Annotated in this window: 17 protein-coding genes; 5 read left to right on the top strand and 12 right to left on the bottom strand. The window is 55.3% G+C overall.

Features of this window, described 5'->3' with window-relative positions; translation table 11 throughout:
* Positions 1 to 6 precede the first annotated feature (6 nt).
* Together trmA and fic are read left to right on the top strand one after the other, a co-directional pair.
* Positions 7 to 1,119 carry a tRNA (uridine(54)-C5)-methyltransferase TrmA gene (gene trmA, locus V6U78_RS05240; RefSeq protein WP_405338141.1) on the top strand — a complete coding sequence of 371 codons (1,113 nt, stop codon included), beginning with the start codon at positions 7 to 9 and terminating at the stop codon, positions 1,117 to 1,119.
* A gap of 74 nt (positions 1,120 to 1,193) precedes the next feature.
* Complete coding sequence (fic, locus tag V6U78_RS05235; RefSeq protein WP_405338138.1) at positions 1,194 to 1,799, top strand: protein adenylyltransferase Fic; 606 nt, start codon at positions 1,194 to 1,196, stop codon at positions 1,797 to 1,799.
* A 71-nt stretch (positions 1,800 to 1,870) separates the two neighbouring features.
* Here the strand turns inward: fic and V6U78_RS05230 are convergent, their stop codons facing one another.
* The 6 genes from V6U78_RS05230 to V6U78_RS05205 are packed head-to-tail and all read right to left on the bottom strand — an operon-like array spanning position 1,871 to position 8,163.
* Positions 1,871 to 3,283 carry a hypothetical protein gene (locus V6U78_RS05230; protein ID WP_405338135.1) on the bottom strand — a complete coding sequence of 471 codons (1,413 nt, stop codon included), beginning with the start codon at positions 3,281 to 3,283 and terminating at the stop codon, positions 1,871 to 1,873.
* Positions 3,280 to 4,818 (bottom strand): hypothetical protein, encoded by a 1,539-nt coding sequence (locus V6U78_RS05225; protein WP_405338132.1) that lies wholly within the window; start codon positions 4,816 to 4,818, stop codon positions 3,280 to 3,282. The genes V6U78_RS05230 and V6U78_RS05225 overlap by 4 nt, the downstream gene beginning before the upstream one ends.
* 2 nt (positions 4,819 to 4,820) lie before the next feature.
* Positions 4,821 to 5,711, bottom strand: a complete 891-nt coding sequence (locus tag V6U78_RS05220) for a VWA domain-containing protein (protein ID WP_405338129.1) — start codon at positions 5,709 to 5,711, stop codon at positions 4,821 to 4,823.
* A complete protein-coding gene (locus V6U78_RS05215; RefSeq protein ID WP_405338126.1) occupies positions 5,690 to 6,172 on the bottom strand; it encodes a DUF4381 domain-containing protein in 483 nt (160 codons plus the stop codon). Before V6U78_RS05215 ends, V6U78_RS05220 begins: the two co-directional genes overlap by 22 nt.
* A 42-nt stretch (positions 6,173 to 6,214) precedes the next feature.
* Positions 6,215 to 7,177, bottom strand: coding sequence for a DUF58 domain-containing protein (locus V6U78_RS05210; RefSeq protein ID WP_405338123.1), 963 nt, complete (start codon positions 7,175 to 7,177; stop codon positions 6,215 to 6,217).
* Positions 7,174 to 8,163 carry an AAA family ATPase gene (locus V6U78_RS05205; protein ID WP_405338120.1) on the bottom strand — a complete coding sequence of 330 codons (990 nt, stop codon included), beginning with the start codon at positions 8,161 to 8,163 and terminating at the stop codon, positions 7,174 to 7,176. The genes V6U78_RS05210 and V6U78_RS05205 overlap by 4 nt, the downstream gene beginning before the upstream one ends.
* A gap of 236 nt (positions 8,164 to 8,399) precedes the next feature.
* On the opposite strand from V6U78_RS05205, the gene V6U78_RS05200 reads away from it, so the two are divergent.
* The 3 genes from V6U78_RS05200 to V6U78_RS05190 all read left to right on the top strand — a co-directional run bounded on the left by V6U78_RS05200 (position 8,400) and on the right by V6U78_RS05190 (position 14,300).
* The gene (locus V6U78_RS05200) at positions 8,400 to 13,211 is read left to right on the top strand and encodes an NAD-glutamate dehydrogenase (protein WP_405338117.1); all 4,812 of its coding nucleotides are present in this window, start codon (positions 8,400 to 8,402) and stop codon (positions 13,209 to 13,211) included.
* A gap of 179 nt (positions 13,212 to 13,390) precedes the next feature.
* Positions 13,391 to 13,615: a DUF2835 family protein gene (locus V6U78_RS05195; protein WP_405338114.1), complete on the top strand. Its 225-nt coding sequence runs from the start codon at positions 13,391 to 13,393 to the stop codon at positions 13,613 to 13,615.
* Between the two features lie 31 nt (positions 13,616 to 13,646).
* Positions 13,647 to 14,300, top strand: a complete 654-nt coding sequence (locus V6U78_RS05190) for a response regulator (protein WP_405338111.1) — start codon at positions 13,647 to 13,649, stop codon at positions 14,298 to 14,300.
* Here V6U78_RS05190 and V6U78_RS05185 read toward each other — a convergent pair.
* The 6 genes from V6U78_RS05185 to exaC form a co-directional block, all read right to left on the bottom strand.
* Positions 14,282 to 15,601: a NahK/ErcS family hybrid sensor histidine kinase/response regulator gene (locus V6U78_RS05185; RefSeq protein ID WP_405338108.1), complete on the bottom strand. Its 1,320-nt coding sequence runs from the start codon at positions 15,599 to 15,601 to the stop codon at positions 14,282 to 14,284. The genes V6U78_RS05190 and V6U78_RS05185 overlap by 19 nt on opposite strands.
* 28 nt (positions 15,602 to 15,629) lie before the next feature.
* The gene (locus tag V6U78_RS05180) at positions 15,630 to 16,835 is read right to left on the bottom strand and encodes an RNA-guided endonuclease InsQ/TnpB family protein (RefSeq protein WP_405338106.1); all 1,206 of its coding nucleotides are present in this window, start codon (positions 16,833 to 16,835) and stop codon (positions 15,630 to 15,632) included.
* A 205-nt stretch (positions 16,836 to 17,040) separates the two neighbouring features.
* Positions 17,041 to 17,664, bottom strand: coding sequence for an IS607 family transposase (locus V6U78_RS05175; RefSeq protein ID WP_405338103.1), 624 nt, complete (start codon positions 17,662 to 17,664; stop codon positions 17,041 to 17,043).
* Positions 17,665 to 17,696: 32 nt separating this feature from the next.
* Complete coding sequence (locus V6U78_RS05170; RefSeq protein ID WP_405338100.1) at positions 17,697 to 18,833, bottom strand: FIST N-terminal domain-containing protein; 1,137 nt, start codon at positions 18,831 to 18,833, stop codon at positions 17,697 to 17,699.
* A gap of 33 nt (positions 18,834 to 18,866) precedes the next feature.
* Positions 18,867 to 20,003 carry an L-threonine dehydrogenase gene (gene yiaY / locus V6U78_RS05165; RefSeq protein ID WP_452312086.1) on the bottom strand — a complete coding sequence of 379 codons (1,137 nt, stop codon included), beginning with the start codon at positions 20,001 to 20,003 and terminating at the stop codon, positions 18,867 to 18,869.
* A gap of 236 nt (positions 20,004 to 20,239) precedes the next feature.
* Positions 20,240 to 21,760: an acetaldehyde dehydrogenase ExaC gene (exaC, locus tag V6U78_RS05160; RefSeq protein WP_405338097.1), complete on the bottom strand. Its 1,521-nt coding sequence runs from the start codon at positions 21,758 to 21,760 to the stop codon at positions 20,240 to 20,242.
* Between the last annotated feature and the right edge of the window lie 119 nt (positions 21,761 to 21,879).

The raw sequence follows: 21,879 nt of genomic DNA, 5'->3' as shown, positions 1-21,879 counted from the left end.
AGATGCATGTCTTCTAGTCTTCCTCAGGTGCAGCCTGAGCTTTACGCGTCACTTTTTGCTGCCAAGGCGCAGCGTTTGACGGATTTGCTGGCCCCGTTTCAGGAGGCTGCAGCGTCGCTTGATCTCTTTCCTTCGCCAGTGAGCCATTACCGCTATCGTACCGAGTTTCGTATTTGGCATGAGGGTGATGATCTTTTTTATGCGATGTTTGAGGTAGGTGAAGATCCTAAAAAGGATCGACGTATCGTCCGCATGGACAGCTACCCAATTGCCAGTGAAGCGATTAATGCGCTGATGCCGCGCCTGCTGGCCGCGATCAAGGATCAGCCAGTGCTGCGCCACCGCCTGTTTCAGGTTGAGTTTTTAAACACCCTGTCTGGTGAGATGCTGGTGACCTTGATCTATCATCGCCAGCTCGATGAGGCTTGGGAGCTGGCAGCTCGGGCGTTACAGCAAGAGTTGCAGATCGAGATCATTGGTCGTGCGCGCAAGCAAAAGAAGGTGCTGGTGCGTGATCATGTGATGGAGCGCCTGCATGTGGCCGGTCGTGAGCTGATCTATCAGCAGATCGAAGGCAGTTTTACCCAGCCAAATCCAGCGATCTGTCAATCCATGCTGGAGTGGGCCTTGCAAGTCACGCAAGGCAGCCAAGAGCGTGATCTGCTTGAACTCTATTGTGGCAATGGCAACTTTACGCTGGCGCTGGCGCGGCAGTTTCGCCGCGTTTTAGGGACAGAGATCAGTCGCACCTCTGTTGGCGCGGCGCAGGTGAATATCGCTGCGAATCAGATCGATAACGTGCTGGTGGCACGGGCCTCGGCTGAAGAACTGGCCGCCGCTCTTGCCGATCCTGATTCTTCCTTGGCGGCACGTTTGGCAGTGGCTGATTATGATTTCTCGACCGTGTTGGTGGACCCCCCACGGGCTGGGCTGGATGCAGCGACGCTGGCACAGGTGCAGGGCTATGAGCGCATTGTGTATATCTCGTGCAACCCCCAGACGTTGGCTGACAATCTCGCCGAGCTGACCAAGACGCACCGCTTAGAACGCTGTGCCTTTTTTGATCAATTCCCCTATACCGATCATATCGAAGCGGGGGTTTATCTCGTCAGGCGTTGAGGTGGCGAGAGCGATGGCCAGCGCTGGATAGCCAATGTGATCAAGCGATATTTTGACAAAGGGTTGAAAATGCTATGGTGTTAAAAAATAAACTCCATGTGACTGATCAAGTCGAACTGGCAAAATTAGAAGAAAAAATCAGCAAGCAAAAAGCTCGACAGCTTTTTGATTCTGGAGATATAGAGAAGGCTGAGGTCGGCACTTTTGCTGGCCTGGCTTTTATCCATGCTTATCTCTTTGATTCGATTTATGAATTTGCTGGCCAGATGCGCGATGTCAATATTGCGAAAGGCAATTTTCGTTTTGCCCCTTTGATGTATCTTGAAGTGTCCTTGCAGCACATTGATGCTATGCCGCAGCGTACTTTCGATCAGATTATCGAAAAATATGTCGAAATGAATATTGCCCACCCCTTCCGTGAAGGCAACGGCCGTGCGACCCGTATCTGGTTGGATTTGTTACTCAAAAAGGAAATTCAGCAGGTCATCGATTGGAATCAGGTTGATAAGGAAGACTACCTCTCAGCGATGCAGCGCAGCCCAGTTAAAGATGTCGAAATTAAAGTGCTATTAAAACAGGCGCTGACAGATCAAATTCATGATCGTGCCTTGTTCATGAAAGGCATCGATGTTAGCTATTACTATGAAGGCTATAGTGAATTTAAAACTGAGCACTTGTAGTGAATCAGAGGTTGCCTCATGGCCACCAGCCAAACAGAGCGCTGATACTTCACTCTATCGAGGATGCCGACTCAAGGTTGAGGTGGCTGAGATCGCTCCGCTGTGGCGTTGAGTTCCGGCAAGGGCCGTGTGGCAGGCCAGAAATAACGCCAGCTCAGCGCGGCACCAAGCAGCAGTGCAAACCAGCCAACAAGCCAAAACTGGCTGTTGGATTGGAGATGGCTCAGGCGTTCAATCTCGGCACTGGCCAGCTGCTGCCATTCTTCCAGCAGGGCTGCACCGCTGGCCTGTTCAAGTTCAGTTGTGGTCTGCGCGCGAGCGTGATTCAGTTGTAATGGCTCAGGCTGGCTCAGCGCGACTTGGAGCTGGTGCTGCTCACTATCCCACCAGTAGACGGCCAGTTCTGGTAGCTCCAGTCTGCGTTCAGGCGTGATCAGAAAGCGCTGACGCAGCTCCCCCAGCAGGGCCGGTGTGCGTCCTCGCCTGAGCTGAGCATTGCGCCTTTCGCTGCTGATTCTTTGCACCTGTGCCGGCAAGGCAGCTAAATCCTGTGGATCGAACTCAGGCAAGCGTGCCGCAATTTGTCCTTCCGCTTGCAGCAGAATTTCTAATTCAACCGCTTGGCCTGGTGCCAGCTCGGCGGGGGGATCAATCCAGCGTGCGCTGAGTACGACCTGCTTGGCGACCAGCCAGGGTTGCTCAGCTGGCCATTGACTGGGATAGGGCCGCAGCTGAATATGGATCGGTTCGGCCTCAACTTCAACGAGGCGTTCTGTGCTGGCACCTGGCCAATAGAGATGCGTCGAGAAATAGCGCTCGCCAATCTGCGCGGGTTGGTCTTCCAGATGGATCAAGGCCAGCCAGCGGGCTTCTTCCCATAGGCTGCCTTGCTGGCGAATGGATTGCTCGCGGCCTTGTCCCCAATCTCGTCCTGTGGCGTTATGAAGATCGAGCTGGCTCAGGCGAGGGCGCTGAGGCTGACCCTGATAGCGGATGATCAGCTCATAGATCAGCGTTTGTTGTGGATAGGCGAGACGCGTTTCAACCTGCTGCTCGATCATCACTGGTTCAGTCTGAGCGGCTCGGGCGCGTTGTTGTGCAGCAGCACGACTGGGATGCGCGGGCAGGATACGCAGCTGAACCTCGCTGCTGCGTTGGCCTTGAATCTGGATGGGTGGTAGGCGCAGCTGGCGTTCAATACTGGCCGCTTGGCGATGTTCAAGCAGGACTTCCCAACGATGTATCCATTCCCCGCGCGGGCTGATGACGCCTTGGTGCTGCTGCTCAATCAGCGTGAAGTGGGTTTGCCAGGCGGCGGGCAGCTGCCAGTTGGGTGGCTGTTCACTGGAGCTGCTCAGTTCAAGTTGTAGTGTCAGCCGACTCCCTGCAGTGATCTGTGCTTGACTCAATTGCAGGCTCAGTGCCCAGCTAGGCGAGATCCATAGCAGGGCGAAGCAGAGTGTCAGCAGTCGTGAAAGGCTCATGGTGCTGACTCCTCGCGAAACAAATGACGCAGTAAACGCCAAGGGTCGCTTTCTAGCTGATCAAGACGCTGCTGCCCAGCTTCATCCAGTGGGCTGCTGCTTGAGCGGCGGCTGGCGGTCCAGCGTGCTGAGGCTGCTGTCTCGCTCCCTGTACTGGCGCTGTCTTGTGCGGCTGCTCTGTGTTGTGCAAAATCCTGTCCCTCACCTTCTCCTTGTCCAGCTTGTTGCTCGGCTGAGTGGCCCCCAAAACACTGAGTCAAGGCGGCCTCGAAGGATGTGACAGGGGCTTCTAAAGGATGGGTGATCAGTCGCTGTGCTAGCTGGCTGTGAGCGCAGACGGGTGAAAAATCCAGCTCTTGGGCTTTGTTGAGCCAGTGTAGTGCCTGCTCAGGTTCTCCCGCCATCAGCCAACTGGTGCCTGCATTGTAAGCCCAGCGCTGGGCAGTGGGACTGAGCGTTTGAGCGGCGAGATGATCAGGGTCCTGCGCGGTGATCAGCTGGATAAAAGCGCTGGCGGCAGCGGCATACTGGGCTTGTGCATACAGCTGATGCGCTTGGGCTTCTTGATCAGCGAGTGAGCGTGATTGAGCTTGGCTCATCTCCGCCATAGGCAGCCAGAGCAGCAAGACAAGCCAAGGCGTGAAGCGGCCACGACTGAGCGCCCAGCGTGCGCCGATCAGCAACAGCGCCAGCAGCAATGCCCAGTGGCTGAGTTCCTGAAAAAGGGTGGCACCTTGGAGCAGGCGATCCTGTCGATCCTGGGCTGTGAGCCTTGGCAGGCTTGATGGACCATAAAACTGGACTTGATCGGGCGCGGCGGCAAGGAGTGCGGCGCTGGGTTGGTGCTCCAAGAGCCAATGCAGCCTCACATGAGGCAAAAGGTTGAGGCTATCCAGCTGATGCGCAGTGGGGGCGTTGGCGCTAGTGAGCAGCCAGTCTGCGGGCCGCTCACCGCTGAGCTGGTGTGCCAGTTGCAGTGCAGCTTCTAATCCACCAGAGGATGAACGACTGGCTGAGGGCAGCACCGATGGATGCAGCAGGCTATACAGATGAATGACGGCGGCATGATCTGGCGTGGCGGGGCTGGCAAGATGCGCTTGAGCGGTAAAGACAATCAAGGCAGATTCACCCTGCTGCCTGCTTTGTAACAAGGGCAGAATCCGCCTTTGGCTGGTGTTGAGATGGGCTTCATCACTCAGTTCTTGCATCACCAGCAGCAGGGCCTGATCGCGAGGCTGCCAATGTTCGCCAGGGAGCCAGCCGACACCTGCAAGTGCCAGCGTCAGCAGTGTGCTGGTCAGCAGCGCCCATAAGCGATGCCCAGCAGAGGCAGAGCTGGCCGTGAAAAGACGTTGAGGCACCAGGCCGTGGCTCCAGCTGGGTGGCTTGGCCGAGGTCGCCCCGCCCTTCAGTAGACGCGGTGCCAAGGCTGCAGGGAGCCGCCAGCGGGTTGGGGATGACGAGCAGGTCAGGAACCACCAGGCTAAACAAGGCCAGATCAGTAACCAGTAAGGACGCGCGAAAAAATCGAGCATGGCTAACCTCGTCTCCAGCGCAGCCAAACCGCCAGCAGCAGCGCAGCCAGTAAGGGCCAGATGAGCAGGGCCTGACGCTGGGTGTAGTGGCGTGTAGGCGTGACGGGTTCGAGCTGATGCAGCTGTTGATAAATCTGTTCGAGTTCATCGGCATGGAGCGCACTGAAGCTCTGGCCGCCAGTGGCTTGAATCTGTGCCTCAAGATCTGGATCTGCCACCAGATCCATCAACACCAGATGCGTGGTGATGCCTGCTTGTGACGCCAGCTCCAGTGCCTGAGCGGGTGTGAGCAGTCCAGCGTTATTGAGTCCATCGCTGAGAAGAATCAGGCTGGCGTGCTCTGCATGGGTTTGAAGTTGTGCCACACCGAGCGCTATCGCATCGCCCATCGCCGTTCCTGGCCCAGCCAGATTGACCTTCAAGCGCGCGAGTTGCGCGAGCAGCAGGGCATGATCATCGGTTAAAGGAACATAGACATAAGCCTCACCGCCAAAGACCAGCAGGCCGATTTGATCTCCAGATCGCTGGGTGATAAAAGCGCGCAGCGTCCGTTTGGCATGTTCAAGGCGGGGCAGGCCATCCAGCAGCTCACTCATGCTGCCAGACAGATCCAAAGCCATCATCAGCTGGCGTTGTTCTTGCCGCACCTCGATACTGCCCAGATCCAGTTCGGGGCGCGCTAAGGCGATCAACACCAGCACCCAGAGAGCCCAAGGTCCCCAGCGTCGCGCCGTCAGTGGGGGCTGATCCGCAGCAGAAAACTGCGCCAGTGGGAGGCGCAGCGCATGGGCTTGTCCCCAGTCTTGGGGTTGCAGGCGCCTGATGACCCAGGGCAGCGGCAGCAGCAGCAGCACCCAAGGCCAAGCCCAACTTAGGTTTGCCGACGTATCCATGTGCGTACCAGCTGGCGTAGCTGCTCAGCATCAAATTCCTGCGGCTTGGCGTGATAGGCGCCCCAGGCCAGAATGCGGCCACTGCCTTCTTTAAAACTGGCTTGAGGATCTTTGCTGGGGCCTTTACTCCAGTCGAGGAAGGTTAGCCATTCTTCTCCGGTCAGACTGGCCACATGATCTCGTTGAAAGTTACGCACTGCGATCCGACGCAGCAGCAGGTTGACTTCATATAAATAGCGCGGTGCATCCTGATTGGTGAGATAGCGTTGATAAATAGCTTGGAGCTCCTGATAGGCATAACGCCGTGTGGCCGTCAGCCGAAACCAGCGCAGAAAAAACAACAGCAGCACAAAGCCGAGACTCGCACCCGCTGCCGTCAACCAAACCCAGAGCGGCCAAGTGGTGTCTGGCAAGGGTGGCAACAGCGGTGCCAGCTGTTGTTGAAGTGCATCAAGATTCATGAGTCTTTTTGATCCTTAACATGTCAATAAACATCTTTTAGTTTACCTCTTTGTGCGCCTGAATCCTGTTGTAAACTGGTAAGTCTCTGATTCAGTAGAACAGGCTAGATAGCGACCGCGCCCTTGAACCAGTTGTTGTAGTGCCTGCTGGCGTTGGATAAAGGCCTGCTGCCAGGCTTGGCGCAGGCTGGGTGTCAGCGGCTGCTCCTGTTCATCCGTGCTGATCCATGCCCCTTCCTGAGCCAGATCGATATCCAGTGGATCAGTGAGATGGATCAGCCAGAGGTGCGTGTGCTGGGCCAGGTCTTGTAAGGCACTCCAGCTCTCGCAGCCTTGAAAATCACTAATCAACACCAGTTGTGTATGGCGTGGCAGGCGCGGTCTGAGCTGTGTCAGCAGCTGATCCCATTGCTGGGGTGGGCGCGGTTGCAAGGGGCCCATCTGCTGCTGATGCTGCGCGATAAAAGCCAGGGTGTGCATCCAGTGGCGGCGTTGGTGGTGCTGAGCCTGCCAGTAGCCCTGCTGATCGGTTTCTATCCATAAAGCGAGCTGATCTTGCTGCGCCAGAATCGCCCAGCCCATTTGTGCGGCTAAACGTGCCGCGATCACGGCCTTATTGCCGCGCTGCCCAAACTGCATCGCTGAACTTTGATCCAGCACCAGCACCCAAGGTGTTTGGCGCTCCTGATGATAGAGGCGGGTATAGGGCTGACCTCGGCGTGCTGTCACCTTCCAATCCAGATGACGCAGATCATCACCCGCGTGATAAGGGCGATGTTCTTTGAAATCCAGCCCGCGCCCAGGCAGGGGGTAGTGGGTGCCTTGAGCCTGAGGTCGACTGGCCAGCGCCAGCTGATGTAACCAAGGATCAGTAGCGGCATACCGCAGCGCCAGCAATTCCTCCAGTGTGACACTGAGCGCGATCTGATCCGTCTCGGTAGCGTCTTGCGCATGGCGTACGGCGGCAAGCCTGTTCGCCCAGCGACGCCAAAAGGCCGCCATCATGCGCAGATCACGGTATCAAGCAGGCGTTGAATGATCGCATCGGCTTGGGTGCCCGAGGCCTGGGCCTGATAACTCAGAATCAAGCGGTGGCGCAGCACATCGGGCGCACTGGTGCGAATATCTTCTGGCAAGACATGATCTCGTCCGGCCAGCCAAGCACGCGCACGACTCACCCGATCCAGCGCCAGACTGGCACGCGGGCTGGCGCCCCACTCGATGGCGTGCCCGAGCTGAGCATCATAGCGTCCAGCTTGGCGCGTGGCTTGCACGAGATCAACAATATAGGTTTCCAGTGCCGGTGCGAGATGCACCTGCTGGACAGCCTCGCGGGCCGCGAGCAGATCCTGCTGCGTGAGCCAAGGTGCTGCACGCTGAGATTCAGCCGTGCTGAGCTGATCGTTTTGCTGCGCTGATCTTGTCTCATGACGCACGAGCCGCAGAATCGCCAGCTCTTCTTCGGCGCCAGGGTAGCTGACCCAAGTATGCAATAAAAAGCGATCCAGCTGGGCTTCAGGGAGGGCATAGGTCCCTTCTTGCTCCAGCGGGTTTTGCGTGGCGATCACCATAAATACAGGGGGCAGAGGATAGGTTTGGGTGCCGACACTGATCTGGCGCTCGGCCATGGCCTCCAGCAGGGCCGATTGGACCTTGGCGGGAGCGCGGTTGATCTCATCGGCAAGCACAAAGTGGCTGAAGATCGGGCCCTGGCGAAAACTGAACGCGCCTGTTTGAGGATGAAAGATATCCGTCCCCGTCAAGTCAGCAGGCAGCAGATCAGGCGTAAACTGGATGCGCTGAAACTGACCTTCGCAGGCGCGCGCTAAGGCTTGTGCTGCACGCGTTTTCGCTAGCCCCGGTGCGCCTTCCACCAGCAGATGCCCCTCAGCCAGCAGGCAGAGCAGCAGGTTATCGATGAGGGCCGTTTGACCTATGATCTGTTGGTGCAGGCGATGCCTGAGTGTCTGAAAGGCGGTGTGGAGTGCCATGGTGATCCTGGTGCCTCTGCAAAAATGAAAGAAACGCTGCCATCCAGCGCCGGCAGCAAGGGGCAAGCTTAGCATTCATCAAACGGCATTGGATATGCGGGTCTGGTATGCACTCTTGATTCTCACTGCAAAGGCGCGTTTGATGGCGGGTGTTCTATACTGCTGAAGCAGTCAGCTTCGCGATTGATAATAAGACACTCAGCTCATCGATTGAGCAGAAGACCCAGGAGCAGCACATGACCGAACACAACAGCGCTTTGCACGAGCTTTTGCAACAGCTGGACACCCCGCTTGCTCAGCACTTTGCTGCACAAGAAGCGGCACAATTGCAGCGTTTTACCCAGTATTTTTACCATCATGCTGCGGTGGATGAGTTGGCGCAATGGCCGCAGGATTTGCTCTATGGTATGAGCGTGTCGCTGTGGAATTTTATCCAGCAGCGTGTCTCCGCCCAGCCAAAACTGAGTGTCTTGAACCCAGATTTTGAAGAAGATGGCTGGCAGGCTTCGCACACCATTATTCAGGTGCTCAACCCAGATCGTCCCTTTTTAGTGGATTCTTTGCGGATGGAGCTACAGCGCCAGCAGCTGGCGGTGCACACCATCCACAACGCTATTTTGGCTGTAGAGCGAGATGCAGAAGGGCGTTTGATCTCGATTGGTGAGGCTGTTGAGGGGCCGTATCAGGCTGAATCCTTGATTCTGATTGAAACCGATCGTTTAAGTGATTCGCAAGATCTGGCTGAGTTAGAAGACCAGTTACGCCGCGTGCTGAATGAAGTACAGGTGGTGGTTGAGGATTTTGCCGCCATGCGGGCGCAGGCCCAGCAAGCCAGCCAGTCGCTGACGGCCCCTGGCTCCTTGGCGGCGCAAGACCAGGCCGAAGCCCGAGCTTTTATTGACTGGTTGATTGAAGATCGCTTTACCTTCCTTGGTTATGATGAATATCGCCTTGAGCAGAGCCAGTGGCAGCGTTGTGAGGATCAAGCCCTAGGGCTTTTGAAAATGGAGCAGGACCCAGCGCGCTTGTGTGCCCCAGATCAGCTGAGTGCTGATCAGATCTTTACCCTGGTCCCTGATCTGCTGACCTTTGTGAAATCCGCAGCTATGTCTCGCGTCCATCGTCCTGCGCAGCCAGATTATCTGAGTCTGGCCCAGTATGATGCCAAGGGGCTGCTGGTGGGTGTGAAGCGCTTTATGGGTTTGTACACCTCCGCTGTTTATGCCGCCTCGGCCAGCAGTATTCCTGTGCTGCGTCACAAGGTTGCCGCAGTGATGCAAGCGCTGGATATGGCACCAAGCACCCACAATGGTCGCCAGATGCAGCAGCTTTTGGATGTGTATCCGCGTGATGATCTGTTCCAGATTCCGCTGGATGAACTGATTCCGACGGCATTAGGGATTTTTAATCTGCGTGAAAGACGCAAGGTGAAGGTCTTTGTGCGGGCTAACCACTATGCGCGTCTTTACTCAGCACTGGTTTATCTTCCACGCGATACCTACAGCACGGAGCTGCGTCAAAAAGCGCAGAAGGTCTTGTGTGAGACCCTGAATGCTGAGTTTGTTGAGTTTACGACCTACTTCTCTGAATCTCTGTTGTGTCGTACGCAGTTTATTCTGCGTTTTCAAGGTGAGCACCCAGCAGACTATGATCTGCGCGAGCTGGAGCAGCGCATGGTGCAGGCGACCCGCTCCTGGAATGAAAGCCTGTTTGCCGCCTTGGCCGAGCAGTTAGGTGAAGAAAGTGCCAATCGTTTGCTGCGCCTCTATCGAGATGGCTTCTCTGCCGCCTATTGTGAAGATTTCACCGCGCGCCATGCGGTCAATGACATTCAGCACTTTGAGCAGCTGAGTGCCGAGCAGCCGATCGCACTCAGCTTGTACCGCACGCTTGAAACCGCCCAAGCCCTGCGCTTTAAGCTGTATCTGAAAGGCGAATCCCTGCCCCTTTCTGATGTGCTGCCAGTGCTGGAGCATCTGGGATTACGCGTGCTGGGTGAAAAGCCCTATGAAATTGAGCGTGATGGCCAAACCTGCTGGATTCATGATTTCTCCTTGCACAATGCGCTTTCGGCCAGTGGTGCTTTGGATCTGCCGCAGGTCAAAGACATCTTCCAAGAAGCCTTCTTGCGCACCTGGCGCGGTGAGGCAGAAAGTGATGGCTTTAACCGTCTGGTCTTGGCTGCGGGGCTGGATTGGCGTCAGGTTGCGCTGCTGCGCGCCTATGCACGCTATATGAAACAGATTGGCAGCCAGTTCTCGCAGGATTATATTGCCGCGACGCTGGTCAGCCATCCTGATATTGCGCGTCAGCTGCTGCATCTGTTTGCGCTGCGTTTTGATCCCGCTCACCCAGCTTCTGCTGCGACCTGCGCGCAGGTCGTCGAACAGATTGAGAGCGCGCTGGAGGCGATTACCAGCCTCAGCGAAGATAAGATCCTGCGCCGCTATATCGAACTGATTCAGGCGACCTTGCGCACCAACTACTATCAGCAAACCGAAGAAGGCTATCGCCCAGCGATGAGCTTTAAGCTCAGCCCTAGCGCGATCAGCGATATGCCCCAGCCTTGCCCACGCTTTGAGATCTTTGTTTACTCGCCACGCGTCGAAGGTGTGCATCTGCGTTATGGGCAGGTGGCGCGCGGTGGTTTGCGCTGGTCGGATCGGCACGAGGATTTCCGCACCGAGGTGTTAGGTCTGGTGAAGGCGCAGCAGGTCAAGAATGCCGTGATCGTTCCAGTGGGTGCGAAGGGTGGTTTTGTGTGCAAAAAATCGCCTGATCCACGCGATCGTGAAGCCTGGATGGCTGAGGGTGTGGCCTGTTATCAAACCTTTATCCGCTCCTTGTTGGATGTGACGGATAATCTGATCAATCAGCAACTGGTGCCGCCTGCCCAGGTGGTGCGCCATGATGAAGATGATCCCTATCTGGTGGTGGCTGCTGATAAGGGCACCGCGACCTTCTCTGATTTGGCGAATGCCATTTCTGCCGAGTACAACTTCTGGCTGGGTGATGCCTTTGCCTCGGGTGGTAGCGCAGGCTATGACCACAAGAAAATGGGCATTACCGCGCGTGGGGCTTGGGTCAGTGTGCAGCGCCACTTCCGTGAAATGGGGATCGATGTGCAGCGCCAGAGTGTCAGCGTGCTGGGTATCGGTGATATGAATGGCGATGTTTTTGGTAATGGTCTCTTGTGTTCAGATCAGCTCCAATTGGTCGCGGCCTTTAACCACAAGCATATCTTTATTGATCCACAGCCTGATCCTGCAATCAGCTATGCAGAGCGCCAGCGTCTTTTTGCCCTGCCGCGTTCAGGTTGGGAAGATTATCGCCCTGAGCTGATTTCAGAAGGGGGCGGTGTGTTCCTGCGCGATGCCAAGAGCATCACGATTACGCCACAGATGCAGGCGCGCTTTGGTTTGAGCGCGGCACGCATGGCCCCGAATGAGTTGATTCATGCCCTGCTGCAATCGCCTGTTGATCTGATCTGGAATGGAGGGATCGGCACCTATGTGAAGGGGCGTCATGAAACCCATGCTGAGGTGGGTGATAAGGCGAATGACAGCCTGCGTATCAATGGCGACCAGCTGCGCTGCAAAGTGGTCGGTGAGGGTGGTAACCTCGGCTGGACGCAACAAGGCCGGATTGAAGCCGCGCAGGTGGGCGTGCGCGTCAATACCGACTTTATTGATAATGCTGGCGGGGTCAACTGCTCCGACCATGAAGTCAACCTGAAAATTCTGCTGCAACAGGTGATGCAAGCCGGTGATCTGACGTTAAAACAACGTGATCAGCTGCTCGATCAGATGACGGATGAAGTCGCCGAGCTGGTGCTGCGTGATAACTACTCGCAAGCTCAGGCCTTGGCGATCGCTGAGTTAGATAGTCGCCATAATTTGGGCCACTATCGCCGCTTGATGAATCGTCTTGAAGAAGAAGGCAAGCTGAATCGCGCGCTGGAGTTCTTGCCCAGTGAGGCCCAGTTGCAGGATCGTGAAGCCGAGCAGCTGGGTTTAACACGCCCTGAGCTGGCGGTCTTGCTGGCCTATGCCAAGGCGGATATCAAAAACGCACTGCTGGCCTCTGAAGTGCCCGAAGATCCCTGGTTGGGTCAGGCGCTGGAACGGGCCTTCCCGAAGGTGATTCTGGAGCGTTATGCCGAACCCTTACAACAGCATCCGCTCAAGCGCGAGCTGATTGCGACCATGTTGGTGAACGAGCTGGTGGATCATATGGGGATCACCTTTGTCCATCGCTTGCAGGATACCGCTGGCATGAGTGTGCCTGATATCGTGCGTGGTTATGCGGTGAGCCGTGATGTCTTTGGTGTGGTGGGATTATGGAATGCGATTGAAGCGCTGGATCATCAGCTGGATGCCCAGCGTCAATTGCAGTTGATGCATGATCTGACTCGGATGATGCGCCGTGCAACACGCTGGTTTGTGCGTCAGCGCTTTGTGGGTCTGACAGCCCGCGAGGCGGTGGATTACTTCGCGCCGAAGGTCCAGTTGATTACTGAGCAGTTGGCCGAGCGGCTGAGCGGAGAAGAACTCACCCTCTGGGCTGAGCGCCGTGATCAGCTGCTCGAAGAAGGGCTGAAGCAAGAAGTGGCCGAGCGTCTGGCCGGCATTCCGCAGCTCTACTCTGGCTTGAACATCATTCAGGCTGAGCGTGAAACTGGGCTGAATCTGGCGCAGGTGATGGCGGCCTATTATCAGGTTGGCAGTGTGCTGCATCTGCCTTGGCTGAAGCAGCAGATCGCGGATCTGGCCGTCAAGGATGCGTGGGAAGCGATGGCGCGTGAAGCCTATCGTGATGAGCTGGATGATCGTCATCGTCATCTCGCGCTGAGTGTCTTGTCACTGGATGATGCCGCGTCGCAACTTGAAGAGCGTCTGGCTCAATGGCAGCAGCACTATGCCGTACAGGTTGAGCGCTGGATGAATCTGCTGCATGAAGTGCGCGCAGGCAGCCATGTGGGGTATCCGCTCTTTGCGGTGGCCTTGCGCCAGTTGGCGATCCTGTCTGCAACTGATCTCGAAGGTTAATCCCTCGACCTTGCATCGCTCGAGGATGCGGTGATGGCCCTCTCTAGGGTGCGCTGAAGCGCTCTAGAGAGGGAGCCCGCACTCAGCTGGTTGTGAATCTGGCTGTCGAGGCTGATATTTCTTGCCCCTTTGGATTAATATACGACCACGATCTCAATCAGATGGAGTGGCTCCCTATCATGCCCAGCGTGACCGTGCGTCTTAATGTCAGCGCACAAGAAGTGTTGGACTTTTATCAATCGAGTGCACTCAATGTAAAAACCACCAGTGTTGATGGCCGCAGCGTGGTTTTTCCACGACGTTTGCTGCGCACTATGGTCACCCATCAAGGGATTCAAGGACTGTTTCGTATTCATTTTAATGAGCAGGGACAGTTTGTGCAGATCGAGCGTCTTGCGCCTTGATGTCCACCACTTGCTGATAAAGGATGTTCCCGTGTACCAGTTGCTGATCGCTGATGATCATCCCCTTTTTCGTGAAGCCATGATCCAAGTGATGGAGGCCCATTTTGTGGGGGCGAGGGTGCAAGCCACGGTGGATTTGCATTCGACCTTGCATCTGCTGGCCGAAGAAGCGGAATGGGATCTGTTGTTGCTGGATTTGAATATGCCGGATATGGGTGGATTAGATGGTCTGGTGCAGCTGCATCAGGCCCATCCCACCCTGCCGATAGTGATGATCAGCGCCGAAGAAAACCGTGAGGTGATCTTGCAGTCTCTGGCCAAGGGGGCTGTGGGTTATATTGCCAAAACCTCGCCGCGTGAGCAGATCCTGCAAGCCTTAGAACAGCTGCTGCAAGGGCAGATCTACCTGCCAGCACATTTGATGCGCGCGCAGGAGTCTGAGCCAGCCCCTGCGGCGACCTCACCCAGCTTTTCAGCGGCGGCTCTGGCCTCACTGACACCAAGGCAACAGCGTGTGCTGGCTCGTCTGGCACTCGGTGAATCCAATAAGCAGATTGCCTGGCATCTGAATGTCGCTGAAACCACCATCAAGGGGCATGTGTCGGCCATCATGTCCAAGCTGGGCTGTAGCAATCGTGTGCGGCTGGCCTTGGCCATGCAGCAGCATCATGAGCTGGATTCTTGATGCAGTAAATAAATCAGTGTTTGGCGTAGGCGCAGAGCAGAAATCGGCTTATGCAATAGCCAGAGGCCAAGCTGGTGGATTTGTGCTTTCAGTTCTGGGCTGCGATCGGCGGTCATCACCAAGACCGCAGGTGTGTCAGGCCAAGCCAGCTGCTCAAGTGTGCTCAAACCACGTGTTTGTCCTTGCAGGTGGTAATCTAAAATCAGTAGGTCAGGTGCAGGGCTGTGATGACTCCAAGCGGTCAGCCTTGGCAGCTGCTGAAACAGCGTGACCTCACATTCCCAGCCTTCAAGTAGATGGCGCAGCGCCTGACATACGGCCAGATCATTATCTAAAATCCAAATGCGTTGGCCTTGCAGAGGTTGCATGGCTGGCCGGATGGCATCGGGTCGAATGATCGGCTCAGCGCTGGCTTGTGCAAGCGGCAGTGTGACGGCAAAACACGAGCCTTGATCGACGCGCGAGTGAACAGATAAAGGCGCAGAGAGCAGCGAAGCCATACGCTGGGCGATGGCCAGCCCCAGCCCGAGTCCTTGCTCATTGGGCAGGGTATGCAGGCGCTGGAACTCTTCAAAAATCACCTCAAGCTGATCCGCTGCAATACCGACCCCCTGATCGATCACCTGAATCTCAACCTGTGTACCACGGCGGCGGCAGCCAAGCAGCACACGCCGCCCTTCGCGGGTATAGCGCAGCGCATTGGCGAGCAGATTGCGCAGAATCCGCGCCAGAAAATGAGGATCGGTTTCGACCTTCAACTGGCAGGGCCGATAGCGAAAGCGAATTTTTTTGTGCTGGGCCTGCTGCTGGTATTCGCGTGCGAGATTATCGAGCAGATCGGTTAAACGGATCACCTGGGGTTGTGGGGTGAGGATGCCCGCATCGAGTTTGGAAATATCCACCAGCTTGGCGAGCAGGGATTCAACATCCAGCAAGGATGAATTTAAGGCATCAATCAGTTCCGCCTGCTTGGCTGGATCGATGGCTTCTTTAAGCGCCGCAGTAAAGAGCTTCGCCGCGCTTAAAGGCTGGAGTACATCATGGCTGATGGCAGCCAGAAACTTGGTTTTGGATTGATTGGCCTGTTCGGCATCTTGCTTGGCGAGACGCAATTGCTGGTTAGCCTGCGTGAGTTCAGTGGTGCGGCGTTTGACTTCTTCAGCCAGTGCCGCGGCCTGTTCAAACGCGGCATAGGGTGTTGTCGCCAGACCTTGCCCAGCTTCGATACGTTCAATCAATGCCTGATTGATTTTGTTGAGACGCTGATTTTCAGCCTCAAGTTGGGCTAGGCGCTCATGCATGCTGCCGTTCCGTTAAACATACCCAAATCTACCCGTAGGTAGTTATGGCGTTAACTTCCTGCTTCACCGAGGCTGGTTTCACCTTGGTCTTGCGACTCAGGCCAGCGCCTTCCTCTCCACAGGCTGACACCGTGGAACTCACGGCGTAATGCTTTAAATTGATCGCGGCATTCACGTCGCGATCATGATTTTTGCCGCAGGCTGGACATGTCCACTGACGCACCGACAGCGACAGACTTTCCAGCTTGTCACCGCAGTTTGAACAGGTTTTGCTGCTGGCAAACCAGCGGTCGGCGACCACAAGCATCCCGCCACGCATTTCTGTCTTGTATTCCAGTTGCCTCCGAAACTCGAAAAAACTCATGTCAGCAATGGAGCGCGCCAGATGACGATTGCTCATCATGCCTTTTACATTCAGACCCTCGATACCGATGGTGTGAAAACGGCGGGTCAGATCCGTGGTGAGTTGATGCAATGCATCCTTGCGGATATTGCTGATACGAGCATGAAGCTTTGCCAGCTTGGCCTTGGCCTTCTTGCGGTTCTGCGAACCTTTCTCTTTGCGGCTCAGGCTTCGGGACAGGCGTTGCAGTCGTTTCAGTAGCGCTGTGTGCGCTTTTGGCCCTGGGATAGGTGGCTCTCCCGTCGAGAGGGTTGCGAGTGCGGATACACCCAAATCCACACCCACCGCGCCTTGGTTTTCGGCTTTGGGTAAGTGAGACAGGTCTTGTGTATCCACGGTGATACTGACAAACCAGCGGTCGGCCTGGCGGGAGAGAGTGGCCGACATAACTTTACCAGCAAAGCGCAACGACTCACGCATACGCACCCAACCTAGATTGGGGATGCGAATGCGTGAACCGTCGATATTGAATTGATCATTGGTGAGACTAAAGCGGTCGTTTACGCCCTTTTTGCGGAACCGTGGGTAGCGGGCGCGACCGGCAAAGAAATTCTTGAACGCTTCACCCAACTGGATGATCGCCATCTGTGGCGCGTTCTTGGTGACCTCCAGCATCCAGGGGAACTGCTCACGCTTGATCGCGTTCAACTGGCGGCGCAACGCTGCCTGTGTCGGCTTAGGCTGGCCGTTGTTGGTCTTCCACGCCTCGTACTGGCGCCCCCATTCAGCCAGCGCCCAGTTGTAGGCAAAGCGTGCGGTGCCAGCCGCTTTGGCGAAGTAGGTTGCCTGAACATTGTTCGGGTCGAGCGCAATCTTGTGGGCGATCAACATGACTTTCCACCTTTGATGGCTTGCAGTTCCGCCCTATCCGCAAGGCCAAGCGCGTGCCATTTTAGGCGATTAGCCCTCGCCAAGGATGCGTGATCTTCCTCGTCTGGAACTTTGAAAGTTACCCCAAAGAAGTGGGCTACGGCATTAAACTCGACGACGGCAATTCTGTCGGTCGGACAGCTCGCCATCATAGTGGTCTTATTGCTCATGACTGTGACTCCTCCACGGCCTTCTTTACGCCGTCGAGCAACTTCTGGTTCTTGCGTGATCGACTGCCATACAAGCGGGCAGAAAATACTGTGATGATTTCCAGAACGTCCTTGGCCAAGTCCTCTTCAAAGGTTGTATCTTCTCCCTGGTTGAGGATCACCACTTCGACCTGCTTAGCCTCGCAGATGGCAAATACCAGCTCAGCGCCAAAACGCAACAGACGATCTTTATGGGTAAGAACGAGACGCCCGACTCGATCCTCGACAATATCATCCAGTAAACGCTTCAAACCTTTCTTGCGATAGTTCATACCTGAACCAAGATCAGCAATGACCTCGAACGTCCAGCCTTGGCGTGCACAATAGAGTTCAAGTACTTGTTTTTGCCGTTCAAGGTCATCCTTTTGGTCGTGACTGGAAACGCGGGCATAAGCCAAGGTGCGGCGCTCATCCTGTGCCATATGAAACAACTCGGGTTTGAGTTTTGCTAGATCATAACGTCGATGTCCCGCCGCAGTACGTTCCGGGACCAACTTGCCTTCTGTTTCCCAGCGGCGCAACGTTGCGATGGAAACGCCAAGCGCCTCACTAGCTTCACCAATAGCTACCAATCTATTCATATTGAATAGTATCGGATAGTTTTGGTGAGGTTTCAAGTTAACTGTATAAGCCCCCGGGGATAGCCAAAGAAGAAGCCGGTGATCGTGTGGTTCAGATGCACGCCGGTGGCCTGCTCGCCATAGGTATTAAAGCCGATCAGCGGGCGTTGGCGCAAAAAAGCGGCGAGCTGTGACTGTTGCTGGCGCTCTTCGCTCTCAAGACGGCGCAGCACACAATCGCAGGCCAGAATAAAGGCCGCTGGTCCGAGGTTGGCTTCAAGCTGACGCCATTGTTCATCAAGGCCAGAGGTGAGGTCTTCAGCGTACATCTGTGTCAGCACACTGCCTTTGCCCATCGCGCAGTAAAAATCAAGACTGGCATCGTGATTGACCTGCTGGATAGCGCGCACATAGTAGGTTTCGCCCCGCTTGACGGCCAGTGGGTGGAGTGCAAAATCGACGGGACTGAGCTGCTCCAGAGGTTGCCCAATCAGTTCGGCATAGGCCTGAGCGGCGGGCATGCCATTCAGCTCGTAAACCCGCCTCTGATGTGGATCGGCCTCTGTCACCACCAGCTTGGTGTGCAAGGGGCGTAGATGGTGATGCGAGAACACGGCAAAGGGGAGGCAGGTCTGCAGCCCGATCACCACACCAGCATGGGTATGAAACGCCCCGCGATAAAAAACATGGGTGCGGCGCAGATGGATATCATCCGCAGCGGAACCGCCACAATGTGCAATACCGCCTAGCTCGGCTTCTAATGCGGCCAGAACCCATTCTTCCTGACTGGATAAACCATCGAATAAACTCAGCACCAGCGGCTGAAAACCTGCGCCAGCGGCTGGAAAAAGCTGATCGCAGAGCAAGGCTGCTTGTTGGCGATCAAAAGAAGACAGCGGCTGAATCAAAGCGCTGCGCATGATAAAGGCATCATGGTGCAGCCCAAGAACCACGAGCGAATCAGTCGCATAGCCATGATGGGTGAGTTCTCCTGCACTGGTACAGCCAGCCATCTCACAACCGACAAACTGCTGATTCAAGGCGCGAGCCAGCGCTTCGAGCGGATAGTGGGCTGAACAAAAAAAGATCAGCCCGCCAAGGCGGGTCTGATCGATTTGTGCTGCGATGTCCGCCACCGCCTGTTGAGGATCGGTGTGCTGACTGGTGGCAATCACATAAGGATTAAGCATACAGACCCCTGTGAAGTCCCACCGAGCAGGATGTTACCAAGCATCACGGAAAATCTGCTCGATTTGTTCCTGAGTGGCTTGGATGGGGTTGGTGAAGCCGCAGGCATCCTTGAGTGCGTTTTCAGCCAGCAGAGGAATATCCTTCTCTTGTGCGCCTAGCTCTTTCAAACCGCGTGGGATTTTGACTTGGTTTTTCAAGGCTTCGATGGCTTGAATGGCCGCTTCTGCAGTGGCTTCGCTAGCACCTAAGGCGAGGGCGATATCGGCCAAGCGTTCGCCAGCAACCTGGGCATTAAACTTCTGCACCGCAGGCAAGAGCACCGCATTACAGACGCCATGGGGCAGGTCATAAAAACCACCCAGCTGGTGCGCCATGGCATGCACATAGCCCAAAGAGGCATTATTAAACGCCATACCGGCTAAGAACTGGGCATAGGCCATCTGTTCACGCGCCTGCATATCCTGCCCTTGCTCCACGGCGGTGGGCAGATATTGGGCGATCAGGCTGATTGCCTTCAGCGCACAAGCATCCGTGATCGGTGTTGCGGCAGTAGAGACATAGGCTTCCACAGCATGGGTCAAGGCATCCATCCCTGTCGCCGCAGTCAGATGACTGGGCATACCGGCCATAATCTCAGGATCATTGACCGACAGGATGGGTGTGACATGCTGATCGACGATGGCCATTTTGATATGACGGGCTTCATCGGTGATGATGCAAAAGCGGGTCATCTCACTGGCGGTGCCAGCGGTGGTGTTGATCGCAATCAAGGGCAGTTGTGGCTGCTGAGATTGGTTGACGCCTTCGTAGTCATGGATACGACCGCCATTGGTAGCGACCAAGGCAATGCCTTTGGCGCAATCGTGCGGTGAGCCGCCGCCGAGAGAAATCACCAGGTCGCAGTCATTTTGCTGCAACAGGGCCAGACCGGCTTCCACATTGGCGCTGGTGGGGTTGGGTTTGACTTGATCAAACAGGGTGATCGCCAAGCCGGCGTCTTTAAAATCCTGCACCAGCTTTTGGGCGTTGGGGGTCGCCATCAGGCCTGTATCGGTGACCAACAGGGCTTTTTTGTAACCGCGCTTTTGAATCAATTCAACGGTTTGTGCAAGGGCACCTTGGCCCATCAGGTTAACTGGGGGAATATGAAATTCTGTGACGCTCATCATCTTGCTCCTTGTCTTTTTAGACTGGAAAACTTTATGGCAGCACACCAGAGGCAAGACCTCTGGTGTTGAGCTGATTTTTTTAAATCCGGCCCTTAGGAAGCCTCTGATTCACTACTGCGCTTGGTCATACTGCGTTGAAATTGGCCTCAAAATGCTCATTTACTCGGTGTAAACTCCGCTTTTTCGATCAATTTCGCCTTGCCTGACCTGTGCTCGTGACGTTGATCAGAGGTTCCTTAGAAAAAGCCCATTGGATTAACATCATAACTGACCAGCAGATTTTTTGTTTGCTGGTAGTGATCGAGCATCATCTTATGGTTCTCACGGCCAACACCGGATTTCTTATAGCCGCCAAAAGCAGCATGGGCTGGATAGTGGTGATAGCAGTTGGTCCAGACGCGACCGGCTTCAATGCCACGGCCCATACGGTAGGCGCGATTCATGTCGCGGGTCCAAAGGCCAGCACCCAGACCAAACTCTGAGTCGTTGGCGATGGCTAGGGCTTCGGCCTCATCCTTGAAGGTCGTGACAGAAACCACGGGGCCAAAAATTTCTTCTTGGAAGACGCGCATCTTGTTATGGCCCTTGAGCAGCGTCGGCTGAATGTAGTAGCCCTTTTGGTAGTGATCCGCGAGTGTTTCGGCCTGACCGCCAATCAGTACTTCGGCACCTTCATCGCGGGCAATATCAAAGTAGCCCAGAATCTTCTCATACTGCTGCTGTGAGGCCTGAGCGCCCACCATGACCTCGGTATCCAGTGGATTGCCGCGCTTGATCTGCTGAGTGCGCTCAATCACCTTGGCGATAAAGGCATCATAGATGTCTTCTTGAATCAGCAGGCGTGATGGGCAGGTGCAGACTTCGCCCTGGTTGAAGAAGGCCAGGACCACGCCTTCAATACACTTGCTCAGGTAGCTGTCTTCAAAATCCATCACATCTTTAAAGAAGATGTTGGGTGATTTGCCACCCAGCTCAACGGTCGAGGGAATGATATTTTCTGCGGCACATTTCAAAATATGCGCGCCAACGGGAGTCGAGCCGGTAAAGGCAATTTTGGCAATCCGCTTGCTGGTGGCCAATGCCTGACCTGCTTCAGCGCCCATGCCGTTGACAATATTCAGCACACCGGCCGGCAGCAGATCTTGAATGACTTCAATAAATTTGAGGATCGACCAAGGTGTTTGCTCGGCTGGCTTCATCACGATGCAGTTGCCTGCGGCCAGTGCGGGGGCAATTTTCCATGCGGCCATCAGCAAGGGGAAGTTCCACGGAATAATCTGACCGACCACACCCAGTGGCTCATGCAAGTGGTAGGCGACGGTGTTGGCATCGATTTCGCCAATAGAGCCTTCTTGGGCACGAATAGCGCCAGCAAAATAGCGGAAGTGATCAACAGCCAGCGGCACGTCTGCATTCAGTGTTTCCCGAACGGCTTTACCATTATCCCAGGTTTCGGCAACAGCAATTTCTTCAAGATGCTGTTCAAGGCGATCGGCAATCTTCAGCAGCAGGTTAGAGCGTGCTGTTACCGAGGTGGTGCCCCAGGCTGCTTTGGCCGCATGGGCGGCATCTAAGGCCAGATCGATATCTTCAGCGGTTGAGCGTGCAATCTGACAAAAGGGCAGTCCAGTGACAGGCGACACATTATCAAAATACTGTCCTTGAACAGGTGGAACCCATTGACCACCAATAAAGTTATCGTAGCGCTCTTTGACTTGAACGAGAGAATCTGCGTGACCGGGGTGAGCATAAATCATAGTGACAGCCTCTTTTTATAATAGGAATAAAAACCACTTCAGCATGGTGTCGGCTTCCCCTGCAAAAGACCATTCCACTTGGGTCCTGAAAAAAACAGTACTTTGGTTGTGTTTTTGCC

This window comes from Marinospirillum alkalitolerans (genome assembly GCF_045055655.1).
Classification (GTDB): Bacteria; Pseudomonadota; Gammaproteobacteria; order Pseudomonadales; family Halomonadaceae; genus Marinospirillum; species Marinospirillum alkalitolerans.
This window is presented reverse-complemented; position numbering and strand designations above follow the sequence as displayed.